Origin of the sequence: Nocardiopsis halophila DSM 44494 (assembly GCF_000341245.1) — a bacterium.
In the GTDB taxonomy this organism is placed as follows: domain Bacteria; phylum Actinomycetota; class Actinomycetes; order Streptosporangiales; family Streptosporangiaceae; genus Nocardiopsis_A; species Nocardiopsis_A halophila.
This window is the reverse complement of record NZ_ANAD01000152.1, coordinates 1-17,762: the sequence shown is the minus strand read 5'-3', so window position 1 is coordinate 17,762 and position 17,762 is coordinate 1. Positions and strand designations below refer to the sequence as shown.

General features: G+C 74.8%; 15 protein-coding genes. 7 read left to right on the top strand and 8 right to left on the bottom strand.

Annotation, left to right across the window (positions count from 1 at the left end):
- Positions 1-163 precede the first annotated feature (163 nt).
- Positions 164-457, top strand: coding sequence for a WXG100 family type VII secretion target (locus D450_RS0117740; protein WP_017539999.1), 294 nt, complete (start codon positions 164-166; stop codon positions 455-457).
- Between the two features lie 151 nt (positions 458-608).
- On the top strand, positions 609-5,129 hold the full coding sequence (locus tag D450_RS0117735; RefSeq protein ID WP_017539998.1) for an FtsK/SpoIIIE domain-containing protein: 4,521 nt from the start codon (positions 609-611) through the stop codon (positions 5,127-5,129).
- 571 nt (positions 5,130-5,700) lie between these two features.
- Here the strand turns inward: D450_RS0117735 and D450_RS0117730 are convergent.
- Genes D450_RS0117730 through D450_RS0117710 form a run of 5 tightly spaced genes read right to left on the bottom strand, consistent with a single transcriptional unit; the run spans position 5,701 to position 10,618 of the window.
- Complete coding sequence (locus D450_RS0117730; RefSeq protein ID WP_017539997.1) at positions 5,701-6,567, bottom strand: fructosamine kinase family protein; 867 nt, start codon at positions 6,565-6,567, stop codon at positions 5,701-5,703.
- Positions 6,568-6,575: 8 nt separating this feature from the next.
- Complete coding sequence (locus tag D450_RS0117725; RefSeq protein ID WP_017539996.1) at positions 6,576-7,100, bottom strand: low molecular weight protein-tyrosine-phosphatase; 525 nt, start codon at positions 7,098-7,100, stop codon at positions 6,576-6,578.
- Between the two features lie 19 nt (positions 7,101-7,119).
- A complete protein-coding gene (locus D450_RS0117720; RefSeq protein WP_026124219.1) occupies positions 7,120-7,566 on the bottom strand; it encodes a response regulator in 447 nt (148 codons plus the stop codon).
- 5 nt (positions 7,567-7,571) lie between these two features.
- On the bottom strand, positions 7,572-9,410 hold the full coding sequence (locus D450_RS0117715; protein ID WP_017539994.1) for a sensor histidine kinase: 1,839 nt from the start codon (positions 9,408-9,410) through the stop codon (positions 7,572-7,574).
- Complete coding sequence (locus D450_RS0117710; protein WP_394296669.1) at positions 9,407-10,618, bottom strand: PP2C family protein-serine/threonine phosphatase; 1,212 nt, start codon at positions 10,616-10,618, stop codon at positions 9,407-9,409. Before D450_RS0117710 ends, D450_RS0117715 begins: the two co-directional genes overlap by 4 nt.
- Before the next feature lie 396 nt (positions 10,619-11,014).
- Here D450_RS0117710 and D450_RS0117705 point away from each other — a divergent pair, with 396 nt between their 5' ends.
- From D450_RS0117705 to D450_RS0117695, 3 genes are all read left to right on the top strand, one after another.
- Positions 11,015-11,668 (top strand): biliverdin-producing heme oxygenase, encoded by a 654-nt coding sequence (locus D450_RS0117705; RefSeq protein WP_017539992.1) that lies wholly within the window; start codon positions 11,015-11,017, stop codon positions 11,666-11,668.
- Between the two features lie 351 nt (positions 11,669-12,019).
- Positions 12,020-12,706, top strand: a complete 687-nt coding sequence (locus tag D450_RS0117700; RefSeq protein WP_017539991.1) for a TetR/AcrR family transcriptional regulator — start codon at positions 12,020-12,022, stop codon at positions 12,704-12,706.
- 106 nt (positions 12,707-12,812) lie between these two features.
- On the top strand, positions 12,813-13,001 hold the full coding sequence (locus D450_RS0117695; protein ID WP_017539990.1) for a hypothetical protein: 189 nt from the start codon (positions 12,813-12,815) through the stop codon (positions 12,999-13,001).
- Positions 13,002-13,334: 333 nt separating this feature from the next.
- On the opposite strand, the gene D450_RS0117690 is transcribed toward D450_RS0117695, so the two are convergent.
- Positions 13,335-14,255, bottom strand: coding sequence for a 3'-5' exonuclease (locus D450_RS0117690; protein WP_017539989.1), 921 nt, complete (start codon positions 14,253-14,255; stop codon positions 13,335-13,337).
- 167 nt (positions 14,256-14,422) lie between these two features.
- On the opposite strand from D450_RS0117690, the gene D450_RS0117685 reads away from it, so the two are divergent.
- Positions 14,423-15,391 carry an asparaginase gene (locus tag D450_RS0117685; RefSeq protein ID WP_017539988.1) on the top strand — a complete coding sequence of 323 codons (969 nt, stop codon included), beginning with the start codon at positions 14,423-14,425 and terminating at the stop codon, positions 15,389-15,391.
- A gap of 109 nt (positions 15,392-15,500) precedes the next feature.
- The gene (locus tag D450_RS0117680; RefSeq protein WP_017539987.1) at positions 15,501-16,712 is read left to right on the top strand and encodes an NAD(P)/FAD-dependent oxidoreductase; all 1,212 of its coding nucleotides are present in this window, start codon (positions 15,501-15,503) and stop codon (positions 16,710-16,712) included.
- A gap of 81 nt (positions 16,713-16,793) precedes the next feature.
- On the opposite strand, the gene D450_RS0117675 is transcribed toward D450_RS0117680, so the two are convergent.
- On the bottom strand, positions 16,794-16,985 hold the full coding sequence (locus tag D450_RS0117675) for a ferredoxin (RefSeq protein WP_017539986.1): 192 nt from the start codon (positions 16,983-16,985) through the stop codon (positions 16,794-16,796).
- A gap of 81 nt (positions 16,986-17,066) precedes the next feature.
- Positions 17,067-17,762: prolyl aminopeptidase (gene pip, locus D450_RS0117670; protein WP_017539985.1), on the bottom strand; the 696-nt coding region annotated here is incomplete at its 5' end.

The window sequence follows — 17,762 nt, the reverse complement described above, 5'->3', positions numbered from 1 at the left end:
CACGCCGCCGGTGGGACGACCGCGGAACCGGGGCCGCAGGTGCTCCGTCCCAGCTTCGGGTGCAGGTGAACCCGTACGACCGCGCATCCGTACTCTGCAGCGGGCGGTCCGGTACGGGATGCCGGGCGTCCGCCCCCAACCGGAAACCGGAAGGACCATCACCATGCCCAAGTTCGAGGTCGACTCCGACCGCACCGAAGAGACCTCCGGCTCTCTGGCGGCCGACTTCGCCGACTTCCAGGAGCGCCTTGCCGACATCAAGGGCAAGGTCGAGGGCCTCATCTCGGACGGGTACGCCACCCCCGCCGCCCGGGAGAAGTTCCAGCCCTTCTTCGAGGAGTTCCACTCCGGCTTCACCCAGGTCAACGACGGTCTGGAGGGGATCTCCAAGTACGTCAAGCAGGTCGGTGACACCTTCTCCGACACCGACCAGAAGCTGGGCGAGGGCCTGGGCTAACCTCGATAGCCGGGCCCAGGCGGACGGGGCCGGCCCACCTCCCCCTGGGTCCGCGCCCCGTCCGGCCCGTGCCCGGTCCGGCGCGTGCCGCGGCCCCCGCGCGGACGCGCCCCTCGCACCTCCGTGACACCGACCGGAAGCACCTACGCCCGTGCGCCTGCTGCTGACCACCACGCCCCACATCGCCCGCCGTGAGCCTCCGCCCGGCGCCGCGCACCTCGCCCGGACCCCCCGCCCGGCCCCGCACCAGGGCCCGGAGCCGGGCATGCCCCACGGGATGCAGCAGAACCCGCACGCCGTGCACCCGCCCCACGCGGTGCCCGTGCCGCGCGTCGACGTGCTCGTCGACGCCGACGGCGGTGCCGGCGTGGCCCAGCTCGCCGAGTCCCTGGACCCGCTGGTGCGGATCGAGCCGCGCGAGCCCGGCCGCGGCGTCGACCTCTACCTGGGCGCCCAGCGCATCGACCCCGGCCTCACCCTCTCCGAGGCAGGCCTGCACGACGGCGCCGTGGTCACCGTGGGCGGCCCCGGCCCCGCGGTCGAGGAGCCCCCGGGGGTCGCCGAGATCCGTGTGGTCTCCGGCGAACGGGCGGGCCTGGTCTTCCGCGTCGACCCGGGCGACTACACCGTCGGCGACCCCGGCGACGGCGGCCCCACCGACGTCCCGGTCGACACCGACGGCCACTGGACCCGCGTGCGCGTCGCCCCCGACGCCGCCGTCACCGTGCTGGAGACCGGGGGCGGCGACCGCGCCACGCTGGAGGGCGAGGAGATCGCACCCGGCTCCCCCTGGCCCGGCGGCCACCAGCTGCTGCTGGGCGACACCCTGTTCGAGGTCTGGCCCAACACCCGCCCCGACGCCGCCGTGAACGGCTCGGACGACGGCGCCGCCATCGACTACAGCCGGCCCCCGCGCCTGCACCCCGCCCCGGCCAAGACCAAGTTCCGCCTGCCCTCCCCGCCCGAGCCCCCGGACCGCCCGCTGGCCCAGCTCGCCGTCATGATCATGATGCCGCTGGTGCTGGCGGTGGGCGGCGCCCTGGTGATGGGCCGCCCCCAGTACCTGGCGATCGGCCTGATCTCGCCGATCTCCGTGGTCTTCATGCAGCTGCTGCAGCGCCGCACCGGCAAGGCCAAGTACGACCGGCAGATGAAGGAGTTCGAGGAGAAGACCGAGCGCATCAAGAACGACGCGCACGAGGCCCTCATCGCCGAGCAGCGGCGGCTGCGCGACACCGCCCCCGACCCGGCCTCGGTGCTGCTGCTGGCCACCGGCCCCCGGTCCCGGCTGTGGGAGCGCCGCCCGGTCGACGAGGACTTCACCCTGCTGCGGGTGGGCACCGGCACGGTTCCCTCCCAGGTGGTGCTGAACGACCCCACCCGGGACCAGCACCGCCAGGACATCACCTGGAACCTGCACGACGTGCCGGTCACCGTCTCGGTCCGGGACAACGGGGTGGTGGGCTGCGCCGGGCACGGCGAGCGCTTCGACGCCCTGGAGCGGTGGATGGTGGCCCAGCTCGCCGCCCTGCACAGCCCCGCCGAGCTGCAGCTGTACCTGCTGTCGCTGCGCCGGGACCACGAGCGCTGGGCCTGGACCCGGTTCCTGCCGCACCTGCGCAGCGAGACCCCCAATTCCTACGCCCGCACCGGCACCGACGCCGAGACCTGTGCGCGCCGCGTCTCCGAGCTGCTCGCCGAGGTGGAGGCGCGGCGCGGCGCCCCCCGCGGGGCGGCCGACGACGCCGCGCAGATCGTGGTGGTGCTGGACGGCGCCCGACGGCTCCGCTCCCTGCCCGGGGTGGTGCAGCTCCTGCGCGAGGGGCCCGCGCTGGGGGTGCACGTGCTGTGCCTGGAGACCGACGAGCGGATGCTGCCCGAGGAGTGCCAGGCGGTGGTCAGCCTGACCCCCGACGGCCTGGAGCTGCGCCGCACCACGTTCGACGACGTCGAGGACATCCGCCCCGACGGCCCCTCGGCCCCGTGGGCCGAGCGGCTGGGCCGCGCGCTGGCCCCGCTGCGCGACTCCAGCCTCTCCGACGACGGCGCCGCCCTGCCGCGCAGCGCCCGGCTGCTCGACGTGATCGGGCTGGACCCGCCCAACGGCGAGGCGATCGCCGCCCACTGGGCCAGCAACGGCCGCAGCACCATCGCCACCCTCGGCGCCGGCCTGGACGGCCCGTTCTCGGTGGACGTGCGCCGGGACGGCCCGCACGCCCTGATCGCCGGGACCACCGGTTCGGGCAAGTCCGAACTGCTGCAGACCCTGGTCGCCTCGCTGGCCGCGGTGAACCGCCCCGAGTCGATGTCGTTCGTGCTGGTCGACTACAAGGGCGGCAGCGCGTTCAAGGACTGCGTGGACCTGCCGCACACCGTCGGCATGGTCACCGACCTGGACACCCACCTGGTGGGCCGGGCCCTGGTCTCGCTCGGCGCCGAGCTGCACCGGCGCGAGCACCTGCTGGCCCGGGTGGGCGCCAAGGACATCGAGGACTACCTGGAGTACCTGGACCGGGACCCGAGCCTGCCGCAGATGCCGCGGCTGATGATCGTCATCGACGAGTTCGCCTCGCTGGCGCGCGAGCTGCCCGACTTCGTCAAGGGCCTGGTCAACATCGCCCAGCGGGGCCGCTCCCTGGGCATCCACATGGTGCTGGCCACCCAGCGCCCGGCCGGCGTGGTCACCTCCGACATCCGCGCCAACACCAACCTGCGCATCGCGCTGCGGATGACCGACGCCGGGGAGAGCCGGGACGTGATCGACGCCGCCGAGTCGGCGCAGATCGGCATCGACACCCCCGGGCGCGCCTACGCCCGGCTGGGCGCGGCCTCGCTGCTGCCGTTCCAGTCCGGCCGGGTGGGCGGCCGGCGCGTGGTCGCCTCCGCCGACGCCCCCGCCCCGGCCGCCTACCCGGTGCGCTGGGGCGACCTGGCGCTGCCGCCGCCGGCCGCCGGACCGCAGCAGGGCGACCAGGGCGACGTGGAGGTCACCGACCTGACGGTGCTGGTGGGCGCCGTCCGGCAGGCGGCCGAGCAGATCGGCGCCGAGCGCCAGCCCAGCCCGTGGCTGGCGGCGCTGCCCGAGCGGCTCACCCTGGCCGACCTGAACCAGGCGGCGCCGCTGCCGCAGGCCGCCCCGGGCCGGGTGCAGCCGGTGCCGGTGGCGATGATGGACCTTCCCGCCGAGCAGGCCCAGCGGCCGTTCTCGCTGGACCTGGAGAGCATGGGCCACCTGCACGTGATCGGATCGGGGCGCAGCGGCCGCTCGCAGGCGCTGCGCACCATCGCCGGGGCGCTCGCGCTCTGCCACCACCCCTCCGACGTGCACATGTACGGCATCGACTGCGGCAACGGCGCCCTGCTGCCGCTGGAGGGCCTGCCGCACTGCGGGTCGGTGGCCGGGCGCACCCAGCAGGAGCGGGTGGTGCGGCTGCTGGGGCTGCTGGGCCGGGAGCTGGAGGAGCGCCAGAAGCGCCTGGCGGCCGAGGGCTGCGCCGACCTGCGGGAGCTGCGCGCCACGCTCGGCGACGGGGAGCGCCCGGCGCACATCGTGCTGTTCATCGACCGCTGGGAGGCCTTCGAGCAGGCCTTCGGCGAGTACAACTACGGCGCGCTGCTGGAGGACGCCCTCACCCTGATGCGCGACGGCGCCGGGGTGGGCATCCACCTGGTCGTCACCGGCGACAAGTCGCTGACCCGCAACAAGTACGCCGCCACCACCGAGCACCGGCTGGTGCTGCGCTGCAACGACCGCGGCGACTACAGCTCGGCTGGGCTCAGCGCCCGCGACCTGCCCGAGACGATCCCCGACGGGCGGGCCTACATCGGCGGCCAGGGCACCGAGCTGCAGTTCGCGCTGCTGTGCGAGGACCCCCAGGGCGCGGCCCAGGCCCAGGAGCTGGCCAACATCGCGGCGTTCACCACCCAGCGCACCCCGCAGGGGACGGCCCCGATGCCGTTCCGCGTGGACGTGCTGCCGGACACGCTCACCTTCGCCGGGACCGAGCGCTACCTGAAGCACCCGCCGCGGCCCCTGTGGGCGCTGGTGGGCGTGGGCGGCAACGAGCTCACCGCCCTGGGTGCCGACCTGGACGAGACCCCCACGTTCCTGGTCAGCGGCCCGCCGAAGTCGGGGCGCTCGTCGATGCTGCTGTCGATGGCCCAGTCGCTGCTGATCGGCGGCACCGAGCTGCTGCTGGTGACGCCGCGCGCGTCCGCGCTGAGCGCGCTGCGCGGCCACCCGGGGGTGCCGGCGGTCCTGGACAAGGCCGACCCCAAGCTGGCCGACCTGCACCAGGCGCTGGGCCGGTTCGAGGGCGATACCGCGGTGGTGATGGTCGACGACGCGGAGCTGCTGCTGCACAACGACTGCGGCAAGGAGTTCACCCGGATCGCCCGCGGCATGGTCGGCAAGGGCTGGGCCATCGTCGCGGCCGGCACCAACGAGGCGCTGCAGGGCGGTTTCAGCGCCTGGCACGTGCACCTCAAGCGGAACCGGATGGGCGCCCTGCTCTCGCCGCAGGCCCCGATCGACGGCGAGGTGCTGGGCCTGCGCCTGCCCAAGGGCGTGCCCGGCTCCCGCCTCACCCCCGGCACCGCCTACCTGCACCTGGGCGACGGCCAGATCCGCCAGGTGAAGGTCCCGCTGCCGCACGGCGTGTCCCCGTCCTGAGCCCTGCCGTCCGAGCCCTGCCTGCCGGGGCCGTGCACGGTGGTCCGCCCCTGTCGTGGAGGGGGCCGCCGGGGCTCGGTCGGGCCCCTCACGGGCGGATGCGTTCCGCGGGGCCGCGGCCGGGCCGGCCACGCGCAGGGCACGGTCGTACCGCTCGGTCGGCCGCGTGCCCTGGAGCAGCGCCATCGGGGCAGCGCGGTCTCCGTCCGCCCCGGTCGGCGCGGTCGTCGCGGATCGGGGCCGGGCCTGTCCGGCCTTCAACGGCCTTTCCTGAGCTCCGGCCGCCGGCGGGCGTTCCTCGGCGCCCGGGAGTTCCGCCCGTCCGGCGGACGCGGCCGTCCGAGCCACGTCCACTCGGACCCCCGTCGCCCTTTCCGGCGCCCCCCGACGGCGCTTCCGCCGGGTCCGTGGAGCCGCCGTCCTGCGGCCGGCCCGGACGCGGGCGGGACCGGCACCTAGAAGCGGTGTTTCCACCGCCTTTGAGGCGCGCCGGGGCGCCGACCGGCGGTGGGCGCGGTTTCGGCGGTCCTGAAGGGCGGAGTCCGCGCGAGTCCGGTGCGGCGCCGCGGCCTCAGCCCTTCAGGGCCGCGCGGGCCGCCTCCATGGTGGTCGTGCGGTAGGCCGCGCCGAACAGGCTGACGTGCACCAGCAGCGGGTACAGCTGGTGGAGCGGGATCCGGCCGCGCCAGCCGGCCGCCATGGGCGCCGCCTCGTTGTAGGCGTCCCGCACCCGGTCCAGGTGGGGCAGGCCGAACAGCGCCAGCATCGCCAGGTCGCCCTCGCGGTGCCCGCCGTGCGCCGAGGGGTCCACCACCGCGGCCCCGTCGTCCTGCCAGATGACGTTGCCGCTCCACAGGTCGCCGTGCACCCGGGCGGGCGGCTCGGGCTCCCCCGCCAGGTCCTCCACCTGGTCGATGACCTTCTCCACGGTGCGCACGTCGGCCGGGGTGAGCGCCCCGCGGTCGGCGGCGCGGCGCAGGAACGGCTCCAGGCGGCGGCGGGCGTAGAACTCCGGCCAGGTGGCGTCGCGGGTGTTGTCCAGCGGAAGCGGGCCGATGTAGCCGTCCCGGTCGGCGCCGAACCCCTCGGCCCCGGCCAGGTGCATGGAGGCGAGCTGGTGGCCGAACCGCTCGGCGGCCTCCGGCGACGCCGGGCGCTCGTCGATCCAGCGCAGGGCCAGGGTGCGCGCGTCCCAGCCCTCGACCTGGCCGGCGGGCGAGCCGAAGGCCCGCCCCAGCCAGGCGAGCCCCAGCGCCTCGGACTCCAGCAGCCCGGGGAAGTCCCCGGCCTCCTGCTCCGAGAGGGCCTTGACGAAGAGCCGGGTGCCGTCGGCGGCCTCGACCCGGTAGATCTCCCAGGCGTGCGAACGGCCCAGCGGCACCGCGCGGACGGTCTCGCGGCCGGTCAGGTCCCGCACGCGGGCGGTGAGCGTGTCCACGCCGCCCCCTAGCGCGGCCCGGCGTCGCCCAGCAGGGCCGCCAGCTCGCCGGTGAGCCCCTTGGCCGCGGACTCGACCATGGTCAGGACCGCGGTGAAGCCGTCCTCGCCGCCGTAGTAGGGGTCGGGGACCTCCGGGTGGGGGCCGGTCCCCGGCGCGAAGGAGCGGAACAGCGCCAGCCGGGAGCGGGCCTGCTCGTCGGGGGCCGCCCGGTGCAGATCGTCCAGGTTGTCGGTGTCCATGGCCAGCACCAGGTCGAACTCGTCGAACCGGCGCGGGTCGAAGCGCCGGGCGACGTGGTCGGTGGGGTAGCCGTGCACCCGCAGCGTGGCGGCGGCGCGCTCGTCCATCCCCGACCCGATGTGCCAGCTTCCGGTGCCCGCGCTCTCCACGTCGACCTTCCCGGCGATGCCCGCGCGGTCCAGGTCGGCGGTGAGCACCTTCTCGGCCATCGGAGAGCGGCAGATGTTGCCGAGGCACACCACGCTGATGCGGTAGGGCCCGGCGCTGCGGCGCGGTTCGGGCAAGCTCATGGCACCACCGTATTGCAGATCAGCCCTTAGGCAGCCGCACCACGGTGACGAAGAAGTCATCGATCTGCCGGACCACCTGGATGAACTGTTCGAAGTCCACCGGTTTGGCCACATAGGCGTTGGCGTGCAGCCGGTAGCTGCGCAGGATGTCCTCCTCGGCCTCGGAGGTGGTCAGCACGACGATCGGGATGTGCGCGAGCGACTCGTCGCCCTTGACCTCCTCCAGCACCTCGCGGCCGTCCTTGCGGGGCAGGTTGAGGTCGAGCAGGATCAGGTGCGGGCGGGGAGCGTCGGCGTACTCGCCCTCGCGGCGCAGGAAGCGCAGCGCCTCGACACCGTCGGAGACGACGTGCAGGCGGTTGCCGACCTTGTGCTCCTCGAACGCCTCCTTGGTCATGAGGACGTCGCCGGGGTCGTCTTCGACCAGCAGCACCTCTATGGGTTGCACCAAAGTGACCTCGCTCATCGTCTTCAGACCTCGTCCCCGTCGCGGCGGTCGCCGGCCGGAGAGGGCGCGCCCTCCGCGGCCGGTCCGCCACCGTCACCGTCCTCGGATCCGCCGCCGCGGGACGGCGGGCCGTCGGGCCCGTCGCCGGCGGGCGGCTCCCCGCCGCCCGCCCGGATGCGGGAAGCGCGCCCGTCGGGGCGGTCCTCCTCCTCGGAGGCCTGCGTCCCGGGATCCTCCGGGGCGGCCTCCGCCTCCGCGGCCTGCGCGGGGTCCTCCGCGTCCTGCGGGTCCCCGTCCTGCCCGGCGCCGGCCGCGGGCCCGTCCTGGGCCCGGCTCTGCTCCGGCACCGCGGGCAGGGACCAGCATATGCGGGTGCCCGGCTCCTCGTCGCCGGTGGCCAGCCAGATCCGGCCGCCGTGGAACTCGATGATCTTCTTGCACATCGCCAGGCCGATCCCGGTGCCCCCGTACTTGTCACGGGTGTGCAGCCGCTGGAAGATCACGAAGATCCGCTCGGCGTACTGCGGGTCGATCCCGATGCCGTTGTCGGCGCAGCAGAAGACCCACTCGTCGCCCTCGCGGCGGACGCTGACGTCCACCCGGGCGTCGTTCTCGCCGCGGAACTTCACCGCGTTGCCCACCAGGTTGAAGAAGACCTGGGTGAGCAGGGTGCGGTCGCCCTCCACGGTGGGCAGGTCCTGGCCGGTGACCACCGCTCCGGCCTCGTCCAGCCGGGTCTCCAGGCTGTTGAGGGCGTCCTCCAGGGCCTGGTTCAGGTCGACCGGCGCGAAGTTCTTGGTGCGGCCCACCCGGGAGAAGGCCAGCAGGTCGTTGATGAGGGTCTGCATCCGCTTGGCGCCCTCGACCGCGAAGTCGATGTAGGAGTCGGCCCGCTCGTCCAGCTGCCCCTTGTAGCGGCGCTGCAGCAGCTGGCAGAAACTGGCCACCTTGCGCAGCGGCTCCTGCAGGTCGTGGGAGGCGACGTAGGCGAACTGCTCCAGCTCCATGTTGGACCGGCGCAGCTCATCGGCCTGGTGCTCCAGCAGCTCGGACTGCTCCTGCAGCTTGCGCCGGGCGGCGCCCACCTCGTGCAGGTCGCTGACGATGCGCTCGCGCATGGCGTCGACGTCCCGCCCCACCCTGGTGATCTCGGGCGGGCCGTGCAGCTCGATGCGGTGCGCGTAGTACCCCTCGGAGACCTGTTGCAGGTGTCCGGCCAGCTCGTCGAGCGGGCGCAGCACCCAGTGCTGCAGCATCACCCACAGGAACACCGCGAGCATGACCACGACGAAGCCGACCAGCACCAGCAGCGCCACCACCTGCTGGGTGGCGTAGCTCAGCCCGGTGCGGGCCTGGGAGATCTCGTCGTCGATGCGCTCCTCGGCGGTCTCGGCGGCCTCCCGCAGCTGGCCGAACCGCTCGCGCCCCAAGCTGAAGGCCTCGGTGTCGACCTCCTCCCCGGCGCGCACCTTGGCCAGGGTGGGCTCGGCGAAGTCGCGGTCCCAGGCCTCGCCGGCGGCCAGGACGTCGTTGACCGCGGCCTGGATCTCCTCGTTGTCCCCGGCCACGGACTCCAGGGTGGCCTCGTTCTCGCGGACCGTGTTGCGCCCCTGCTGGTACGGGCTCAGGAAGTCCTCGTTCCCGGTGAGCGCGTAGCCGCGCAGCCCGTTGTCCATGTTCAGGTAGGCCGACATCACCTGCTGCACCGCGGCCTGGGCCGGGGACAGCTCGTCCACCTGCCGGTCCAGCGAGTCGCGGGCGGTGAACGCGGCGAAGGTGATGAACGACACGGCCGCGACGAGGAGCGCGGCGACGAAGGCGAGGAGGACGGTGACCCGCCTCCTCAGTGTCCAGGGTCTCAACGGGTGCTCCCATGGGTGACCAGCAGCATGGCCACGTCGTCCTGCAGCGGCCCGCCGTTGTGCCGCTCGGCCTCGTCGACGACCCGCTCGGGCACGTCGACCACCGAGGTCCCGGCCTCCAGGACACCGGAGAGGATGCGGCGCAGGCCCGCCACCTCCAAGCGGCCGGGAGGACCGCCGTCGTAGGCGTCGACCAGGCCGTCGGTGTAGAGCATCAGCGTGGCGCCGCGCGGGAGCGCGAACTGCTCGACCTCGGTCTCGGACTCGGGGAAGACCCCCAGCGGCGGGTGCGGGGAGGCCTCGACCTCGGCGACCTTGCCGTCGGTGATGACCAGCGGCGGCGGGTGGCCGAACAGCCGGATGCGGGCGCTCTCGTCCCCGGTGTCCAGGCTGACCTGGCACAGGGTGGCGTACATCTCCTCCTGGGTGCGCTCGCTGATGAGGATCTGCTCCAGCGAGGGCAGTAGGCGGTCCTCGTCGACCCCGCCCATGACCAGGGCGCGCCAGGCGATGCGCAGCTGCACGCCCAGCGCGGCCTCGTCGGGGCCGTGGCCGCTGACGTCGCCGACGATGACGTGCGTGGTCCCGTCCTTCTCCACGGCGTCGTAGAAGTCGCCGCCGACCAGCGCGCGCTTGCGGCCGGGCCGGTAGAAGGTGCGGTGCGACAGGGGCGAGGCGTCCAGCAGCACCTGGGGGAGCAGGCCCCGCTCCAGGCGCATGTTCTCGCGGGCGTAGAGCTCGGCCTCGCGGAGCTGGCGGGCGTTCTCGTCGGCGCGCTGGCGCTCGACCGAGTAGCGCAGGCTGCGCGCCAGCAGGGAGCCGTCGACCTGGCCCTTGACCAGGTAGTCCTGGGCGCCGGCGGCGACCGCGGCCACGCCCTCGTGCTCGTCGTCCAGGCCGGTGAGCACCACCACGGCGGCCGAGCGGGCGGTGTCCAGCACCGTGCGCAGCAGCGGCATGCCGTCGGCGTCGGGCAGGTTGAGGTCGAGCAGCACGCACCCGCGGAAGCGGGGCAGCTCGCGGCGCGCCTCGGCGTAGGTGCGCACCCAGGTGATGCGGCAGTCCAGGTCGGTTTCGGCGAGGAGCTCCTCGACGAGGAAGGCGTCCTGGGCGTCGTCCTCGACCAGCAGGACGTCGACCGAGGCGACCGGGGACGCCGAGGCGGAGGCGTCGGCGTCGGCCGGCCTCGCGGGTTCGGATCGCGTCACGGTCACTGCCCCAAGTCCTGATTCACTGGCATTCTCAGCCGCCCCTCGTCGCGGCAGACAAACGATAGTGTCCCCGCCTCGCAGGCCGCCACTGCACGTGCTAACGCACGGTCTGCCGCGTCTCGTTCCCCTCTTCCGCGGCCGACTCTTCCGGTTCCTCCCGTTTCGCCAGGTCTGCTCCCCCGTCCCGGGCAAGGATACCGGCCACCGCCCCGCCGCCGCCCCGCTCCGGCCGCACCCGCTGACCGGGGCCCCTGAGAATCCGCCGAGAGTTATACGACAGTGCGTCATAACGGTCTTGACACCCGTCGTCATCGTGCTGACATGATGTCAGAAAGCCGGGCGGATCCACCGCCCGCGACCGGCGCCGGGCGGCGCCGGGAGGGAGGGGGACCAGTGGAGGACGGGCGCTTCTCCGAGCGGCTCAAGGCCGCCACCTGGCAGGCGCACGGCGAGGCCGAGCAGCACGGGTTCACCCGGGCCCTGCTCGACGGCGCGCTTCCGGTGGACGGCTACGCCGCGATGACCGCCCAGCACTACTTCGCCTACACCGCCCTGGAGGAGGTCGGCCGCGCGCTGGCCGACGACCCGGTGGCCGGGCCGTTCGTCGACCCCGCCCTGTTCCGGGTGGAGGCCCTGGAACGCGACCTCGCCCTGCTCTACGGCCCCGGCTGGGCCCAGGAGATCGCGCCCACCCCGCCCACCGCCACCTACACGGCCCGCATCCGGCAGATGGCCGACCACCCGGCCGGCTATGTGGCGCACCACTACACCCGCTACATGGGCGACGTCTCCGGCGGCCAGTTCATCCGCAAGGTCGCGGCGACGGCCTACGGCCTGGCGGACGGCGCCGGGACCGCGTTCTACGACTTCTCCGCTCTGGGCAGCCTGCCGAGGTTCAAGGACGCCTACCGGGCCCGGCTCGACGCCCTGGACCTGGACGAGACCGCGCGCCGGTCGGTGATCCGCGAAACGGGCCTGGCCTACCAGCTCAACACCGAGGTCCTCGCCGACCTCGGCCGCCGCCACGCGCCCGGCCTGGCGGCCTGAGCGCCCCGCGCGAAGGCGCACGCGGTGGCGGCCCCCGCCCCAGCACCCCGGGGTGGCGACGGTGAGGACGGCTCCGCCGCCACCCCGGTCCTCCGGTGCACCCCCGGAGCCGCCGGGAGCCGCCGCGGGCCCCGGCCCCGCGGACGCCCCGGCGGCCGCAGCCCGGACCTCTCCGCGCACCGCCGTTCGGCGCACCCGCCGTCGTGCCCGATCCGGGACGGGACCGGGCGGGAACGGCCCCTCCCGCACCGTCGGCGCCGTCGGCCCCGCCCACGCTCCCCGGGCGCCGTGCCCTCCCGTCCCGCTCCGCTTCACCGACTCCCCCGCGCCGGAGCGTGCGACCATGGGGGCATGCCCAAGATCTCCGCGCCGACCATCGCCGCACACCGGGCCCAGACGCGCGGGCGCATCCTGGACGCGGTCGCCGAGCTGACCCGGACCGAGGGCATCGACGACATCTCCATGACCGAGGTCGCGGCGCGGGCGGGCATCACCCGGACGGCCCTGTACAACTACTTCCCGGACAAGGCGGCCCTGCTCCTGGCCTTCGCCGAGGAGGCCACCGCCGGCTTCCTGGAGCGGTACCGGTCCGAGCTGCACAGCGTCCCGGCGCCCACCGACCGGCTCTCGGTGTTCGTCCGCTTCCAGCTGGAGGCGATCGCCGAGCACCCCCACCCGCCGGCCGCCGAGCTCGGCGCCAGCCTCGGCCCGGACGCCTACCAGCGCCTCGCCGACCACGTCGAGCCCATGCAGCAGCTGCTGGAGGAGGTCCTGCGGCACGGGACCGCCGAAGGGGCCTTCGCCGAGCAGCCGGTGACCGCGACGGCCCGGCTGGTCCTGGCCATGATCGGGGCCCAGCGGGTGCCCATCCTGCGCGGGGAGACCTCGGTGGAGGAGGCGCACGCCCTGGTGACCTCCTTCACCCTGCGCGCGCTCGGCGCCCCCGCCGAAGCGGCCGCGCACGGAGCCGCCGCGCACGGAGCGGACGCACACGGCGCGGACGCGGGGCGGAACGGAGCGGTTCGGGACCGGCCATAACCGGCCGCATCCCCTCTGCCCCCTCCCGCAGAGGCCTTCCCGTGGGGAACAATCGGGCGCGCACACCCTCAGCCCCTCCCCTCAGTCGTAGAAGGCCTGACCCGACGTGTCCCTCGCCCTCCTCTTCGTCGGCGCCGTGCTGATCGCCGTCGCCGTCAGCAACCGAGTCGTCCGCTTCTTCCCGGCCGTGGCCGTGCTCCCCGCACGCCTCACCGAGGCCGGCCGCGCCACCCTGACCACGGTGGGCGGAAGCGCGCTGATCATCGCCTTCTTCCTGGCGCTCTCGGGGATCTGACCCCGCACGGGTCCGATGGGCCGTGTCCGCCGGAGCGGTGCCTTCCGTTCTCCCGGAATCCGCCGGAACGGAAGGGGATCCGCGTCCGTCCGGGACGGCAGGCACGCCGCGCCGGGGGAGGGGCCGCTCCGGCCGCCGGGCGCACCCGACGACCCGCCCGGTGCCCCGTGGCGCGGCACCACCGGGGCCTCCAGAGCCGGAAGGAAACCCCTTCACCTGCGACGACGGCGCGGGCGGCGCGGGCGGCGCGGGCGTCGTCCGACCCGCCGTGCCGTCGCCCCGCGGGGGCCGGCGCCGGCCGTCCCGCCCTCCGCGCGGACCCCGGCCCGCCGTTCAGCGCAGGGTGCGCATGAGGGTGCGGGCCGCGCCGGCGGCCGCGGCCGCGCCGGCCAGTGCCGCGGCGCCCGCGATGGCCTCGCGGCGCAGACCGCGCTCACGGGCGGCCTTCAGAGCGGCCTCCCGGTCGGAACCGGTGAACGCCCCGCCGCACAGCTCCGTCGGCAGCTCCTGAGGGCGCCACCTCCGGGGCCACACCGTGGCCATGGGGAGCGGCCCCTTCGCCGGGGTGCGGCTCTTGAGGCGGACCGGCCCGCCGTTGGTCCGGGACTCGACTTCCAGCTCCCGCGGCGCGGGGCCGGTGTAGTACAGCTCTCCGGGCGCCGTGGCCAGCATCTCGGCCAGGATGCGGGCGCACGCACGCGCGTCGCCCAGGGCGGTGTGCTGCCCCGAGGGCCAGTGCCCGTTCAGCGCCAGGCTCGCCCGCGGCAGCGAGTACCGGTCCAGGTCGAGCTGGGAGCGCAGCGCACGCAGGGTGCACAGCCCCGGGACGCCTTCGGGCAAGCCCTCCGGGACCAGCTCACCGGTGAGGAAGGCCGCCTCGAAGTCCAGGTTGTGCCCGACCACCACGGCGTCCGAGAACAGCCCCGCCAGCTCCCGGGCCAGTGCGCCCGCCCGAGGCGCCCCCGCCACGTCGCCGTCGGCGATGCCGTGGAACTCGCGCCCGGCGATCGGGGCGCCCGGGTCGACCAGAGTGCTGAACTCGCGCAGCACGGTGCCGTCGCCGCGCATCCGCACCACCGCGACCTCGCACACCCGCGCCCCCTGCGCCGGGTCCAGCCCGGTGGTCTCCACGTCGAGGACGGCGTACTCCAGGCCGCGCGCCGGCAGGGCGGCCCCGCCCCGCACACGGGTCAGGGCCCCGTGCGCGATCGCCCCGCGCGTGTGCGGGCGCCCGCCCCTCAACCACTCCAGCACTGCCACTGCGGCACGTCCTCCCCCGTACGACCGGTTCCGGCGCGGGCCCCGGTCGGCCGGGCCGCGCCGTTGCCCGACCTTACGGCACGCCTGCGACGGGTGCGGGAAGAGAGCCGCGCCGCATAACGTTGAGCCGTCTGTCCGGCTTTGTCGTGAATGGAGGCCCGGTGTCCCACCCGTCGTCCCCGCTGCCCGAATACGTGCCGCTCGCCGAGGTCGTGCGCTCCGGCTTCCGCGAAGGCGTGCACTACGGCGCCGTCGTCGGCATCGCCCCGGACGGCGGGACCGGGTACGCGCGCGGACCGGTGGGCGCGCCGATGTTCCCGCGCTCGGCAGCCAAGCCCTTCCAGGCGCTGGCCGTGCTGCGCGCCGGGGCCGACCTGTCCGGGGCGGAGCTGGCCGTGGCCGCCGGCAGCCACAGCGGCCAGGACATCCACGCCGACATCGTCCGCAAGATGCTGGCCGACGCCGGGCTCTCCCCCGACGACCTGCGCTGCCCGGTCGACTGGCCGATGGGGCGGCGCTTCCGCGACGCCCTGCTGCGCTCCGGCGGCGAGCCGAGCCGCCTGCTGATGAACTGCTCGGGCAAGCACGCCGCGATGCTCACCGCGTGCACCGCGCGGGGCTGGAGCACCGCCGACTACCTCGACCCCGTCCACCCGCTCCAGGTCCTGGTCCGCGAGACCATCGAGGACATGTGCGGCGAGCCGGTCGCGCACACCGCCGTCGACGGCTGCGGCGCCCCGCAGATGGCCGTCTCGCTGGAGGGCCTGGCGCGCGGCGTGCGGGCCATGGCGCTGGCCCCGGAGGGCACCCCCGAGGCGGCCGTGGTCGCCGCCATGCGCGCCCACCCCGAGTACGTGGCCGGCGAGGGCCGGGCCGACACCCGCCTCATGCACGGCCTGCCCGGCCTGGTCTCCAAGATCGGCGCCGAAGGCGTCATCGTGCTGGCCGACCGGGAGGGGCGCGCGGTCGCCGTCAAGGTGTCCGACGGCGATGCCGAGACCCGCGCCCGCACCATGGTCGCGCTGACCGCGCTGCGCGAGCTGGGCGCCGACGTCTCCCCCGTTTCGGACATGCTCAGTTCCGACATCCTCGGCGGCGGCGAGCCGGTCGGTGCGATCCGCCCCCTGTAGCCGCGGCCCGTCCGGGCCCCAGGCCGCCGGGGCGCCGCCGGGCCGGCTCCGGCGGGTGCCCCTAGCCTGGACGGGGATCCCCACTACCCCCTGATCCGAGAGCGGAGCCATGGACAACGTCGTCATCGCAGGCGCGGGGATGGCCGGCCTGCACGCCGCCGAATCCCTGCGCGAGGCCGGCTTCGAGGGCCGCGTCACGCTGATCGGGGCCGAGGAGCACCGGCCCTACTCGCGGCCGCCCCTGTCCAAGGAGGTGCTGACCGGCACCTCCTCGCCCAAGGGGATCGCCCTGCGCGACGATGCGGCGTTCGACGCCCTCCGGCTCGACCTGCGCCTGGGCCGCGGCGCCGCCCGGCTGCTGCCCGGTGAGCGGGCGGTGGAGCTGGACGACGGGTCGCGGGTGCGCGCCGACGGCGTGGTGGTCGCGACCGGCGCGCGGGCGCGCCGCCCCGGCACCGGCCTGGCCGGCGTGCACGTGCTGCGCACCCGGGAGGACGCCGAGGAGGTCCGGGCCGACCTGGAGCGGCACGACCGCGTCGCCGTGGTCGGGGCCGGGTTCGTCGGGGCCGAGGTCGCGGCGAGCGCCCGGGCGCTCGGCCGGGAGGTGGTGCTGGTCGAGGCCGCGCCCACCCCGCTCACCCGGGCCGTCGACCCGCGCGTCGGGCGGGTCCTGACCGACCTGCACCGCGACAACGGTGTGGACCTGCGCTTGGGCGTCGGGGTGAGCGGGTTCGAGGGCGAGGGCGGGCGCGTGCGCCGGATCCGCCTGGCCGACGGCTCGGCGGTGGAGGCCCCGGTCGTGGTCTGCGGCCTGGGGGTCGACCTCAACACCGAGTGGCTGGAGGGGTCCGGGGTCGCCCTCGCCGACGGCGCCGGGGGCGTGCTGTGCGATGCGCGCGGGCGCACCTCACTGCCGAACGTGTACGCCGCCGGGGACCTGGCGAACTTCCCGCACCCGCGCTACGGAGGCCGGATGCGGCTGGAGCACTGGACCAACGCCGGGGAGCAGGCCGCGGTGGCCGCGCGCAACCTGCTGGCCGGAGAGGGGGCCGCGGAGGAGTACACGCCGGTCCCCTACTTCTGGTCGGACCAGTACAAGCGGAAGATCCAGCTGCTGGGGCAGGCCGCCCCGGCGGACCGTGTGGAGTTCGTGCACGGGTCGCCCGAGGAGCGCAAGTTCGTGGCGTTCTTCGGGCGCGAGGGCATGCTCATCGGAGTGCTGGGGCTGAAGTCCACGCCCAAGACGATGCGCTACCGCCCCCTGCTGGCCGAGCCGACCTCCTGGGAGGACGCGCTGGCCGCCGCGGGCGTCGGCCGGTAGGGCGCCGCCCGTCCCCGCACCGCTCGTCCCGCTCCGGTCGCGGCCCCCGGGCGCCGCGACCGGACGGCGGCCGTCGGCGCCCTAGTCCTCCAGGCTCAGCGCCTGCTTAGGGCACATCCGGACGGCCTCCTCCAGCTCGGGCCGGAGCTCTTCGGGCGGCTCCTCCTGCAGGATGTAGAGGTTGTCGTCGTCGCGGACCTCGAACACCTCGGGCAGGATCCCCATGCAGACGGCGTTGCTCTCGCAGAGGTCGTAGTCGACCTTGACCTTCATCGTGAGCCTCCTTGCGCGGATTGTGGCCCCGAGCCTAGTCCGCGCCCCCGGGGCCGCGCCGCCGCGGCCCCGGGACCGGCGTCACGACGCGGCGAAGCGGTCGGTCGCCTCGATCAGCCGGTGCAGGATACCCGGCTCGCTGAAGGCGTGGCCCGCGTCGTCGACGACGTGGAAGTCCGCTTCCGGCCACGCCCGGTGCAGGTCGAAGGCGGTCCGCGCCGGGGTGCACACGTCGTAGCGCCCCTGCACGATCACGCCGGGGATGCCGCGCAGCCGGTCGGCGCGCTCGATGAGCTGTCCCGGGGTGAAGAACCCCTTGTTGGTGAAGTAGTGGTTCTCGATGCGGGCGAACGCCAGGGCGTAGTCCTCCTCGGCGTGCTGGGCCCGCACCGCCTCGTCGGGCAGCAGCGTGACCGTGGACCCCTCCCACACGCTCCAGGCGCGCGCGGCCTCCACGCGCACCTTGCGGTCCGGGTGGTTGAGCCTCCTGGCGTAGGCGGCGATCAGGTCGCCGCGCTCCTCCTCGGGGATGGGGGCCAGGTAGTTCTCCCACACATCGGGGAAGAGGTGGCTCGCGCCGTTCTGGTAGAACCACTGCAGCTCGTCGTCGCGCAGCGTGAAGATACCGCGCAGGACCAGCTCGCTGACGCGCTCGGGGTGCTCCTCGGCGTAGGCCAGGGCCAGCGCGCTGCCCCAGGACCCGCCGAAGACCAGCCAGCTGTCCACGCCGGCCATCTCGCGCAGCCGCTCGATGTCGGCCACCAGGTTCCACGTGGG

Coding starts and splice junctions, on each gene's coding strand:
- D450_RS0117740 (WP_017539999.1), top strand. CDS start 164: ATGCCCAAGTTCGAGGTCGACTCCGACCGCACCGAAGAGACCTCCGGC.
- D450_RS0117725 (WP_017539996.1), bottom strand. CDS start 7,100: ATGAGCTTGCCCGAACCGCGCCGCAGCGCCGGGCCCTACCGCATCAGC.
- D450_RS0117720 (WP_026124219.1), bottom strand. CDS start 7,566: ATGAGCGAGGTCACTTTGGTGCAACCCATAGAGGTGCTGCTGGTCGAA.
- D450_RS0117700 (WP_017539991.1), top strand. CDS start 12,020: ATGCCCAAGATCTCCGCGCCGACCATCGCCGCACACCGGGCCCAGACG.
- D450_RS0117680 (WP_017539987.1), top strand. CDS start 15,501: ATGGACAACGTCGTCATCGCAGGCGCGGGGATGGCCGGCCTGCACGCC.
- D450_RS0117675 (WP_017539986.1), bottom strand. CDS start 16,985: ATGAAGGTCAAGGTCGACTACGACCTCTGCGAGAGCAACGCCGTCTGC.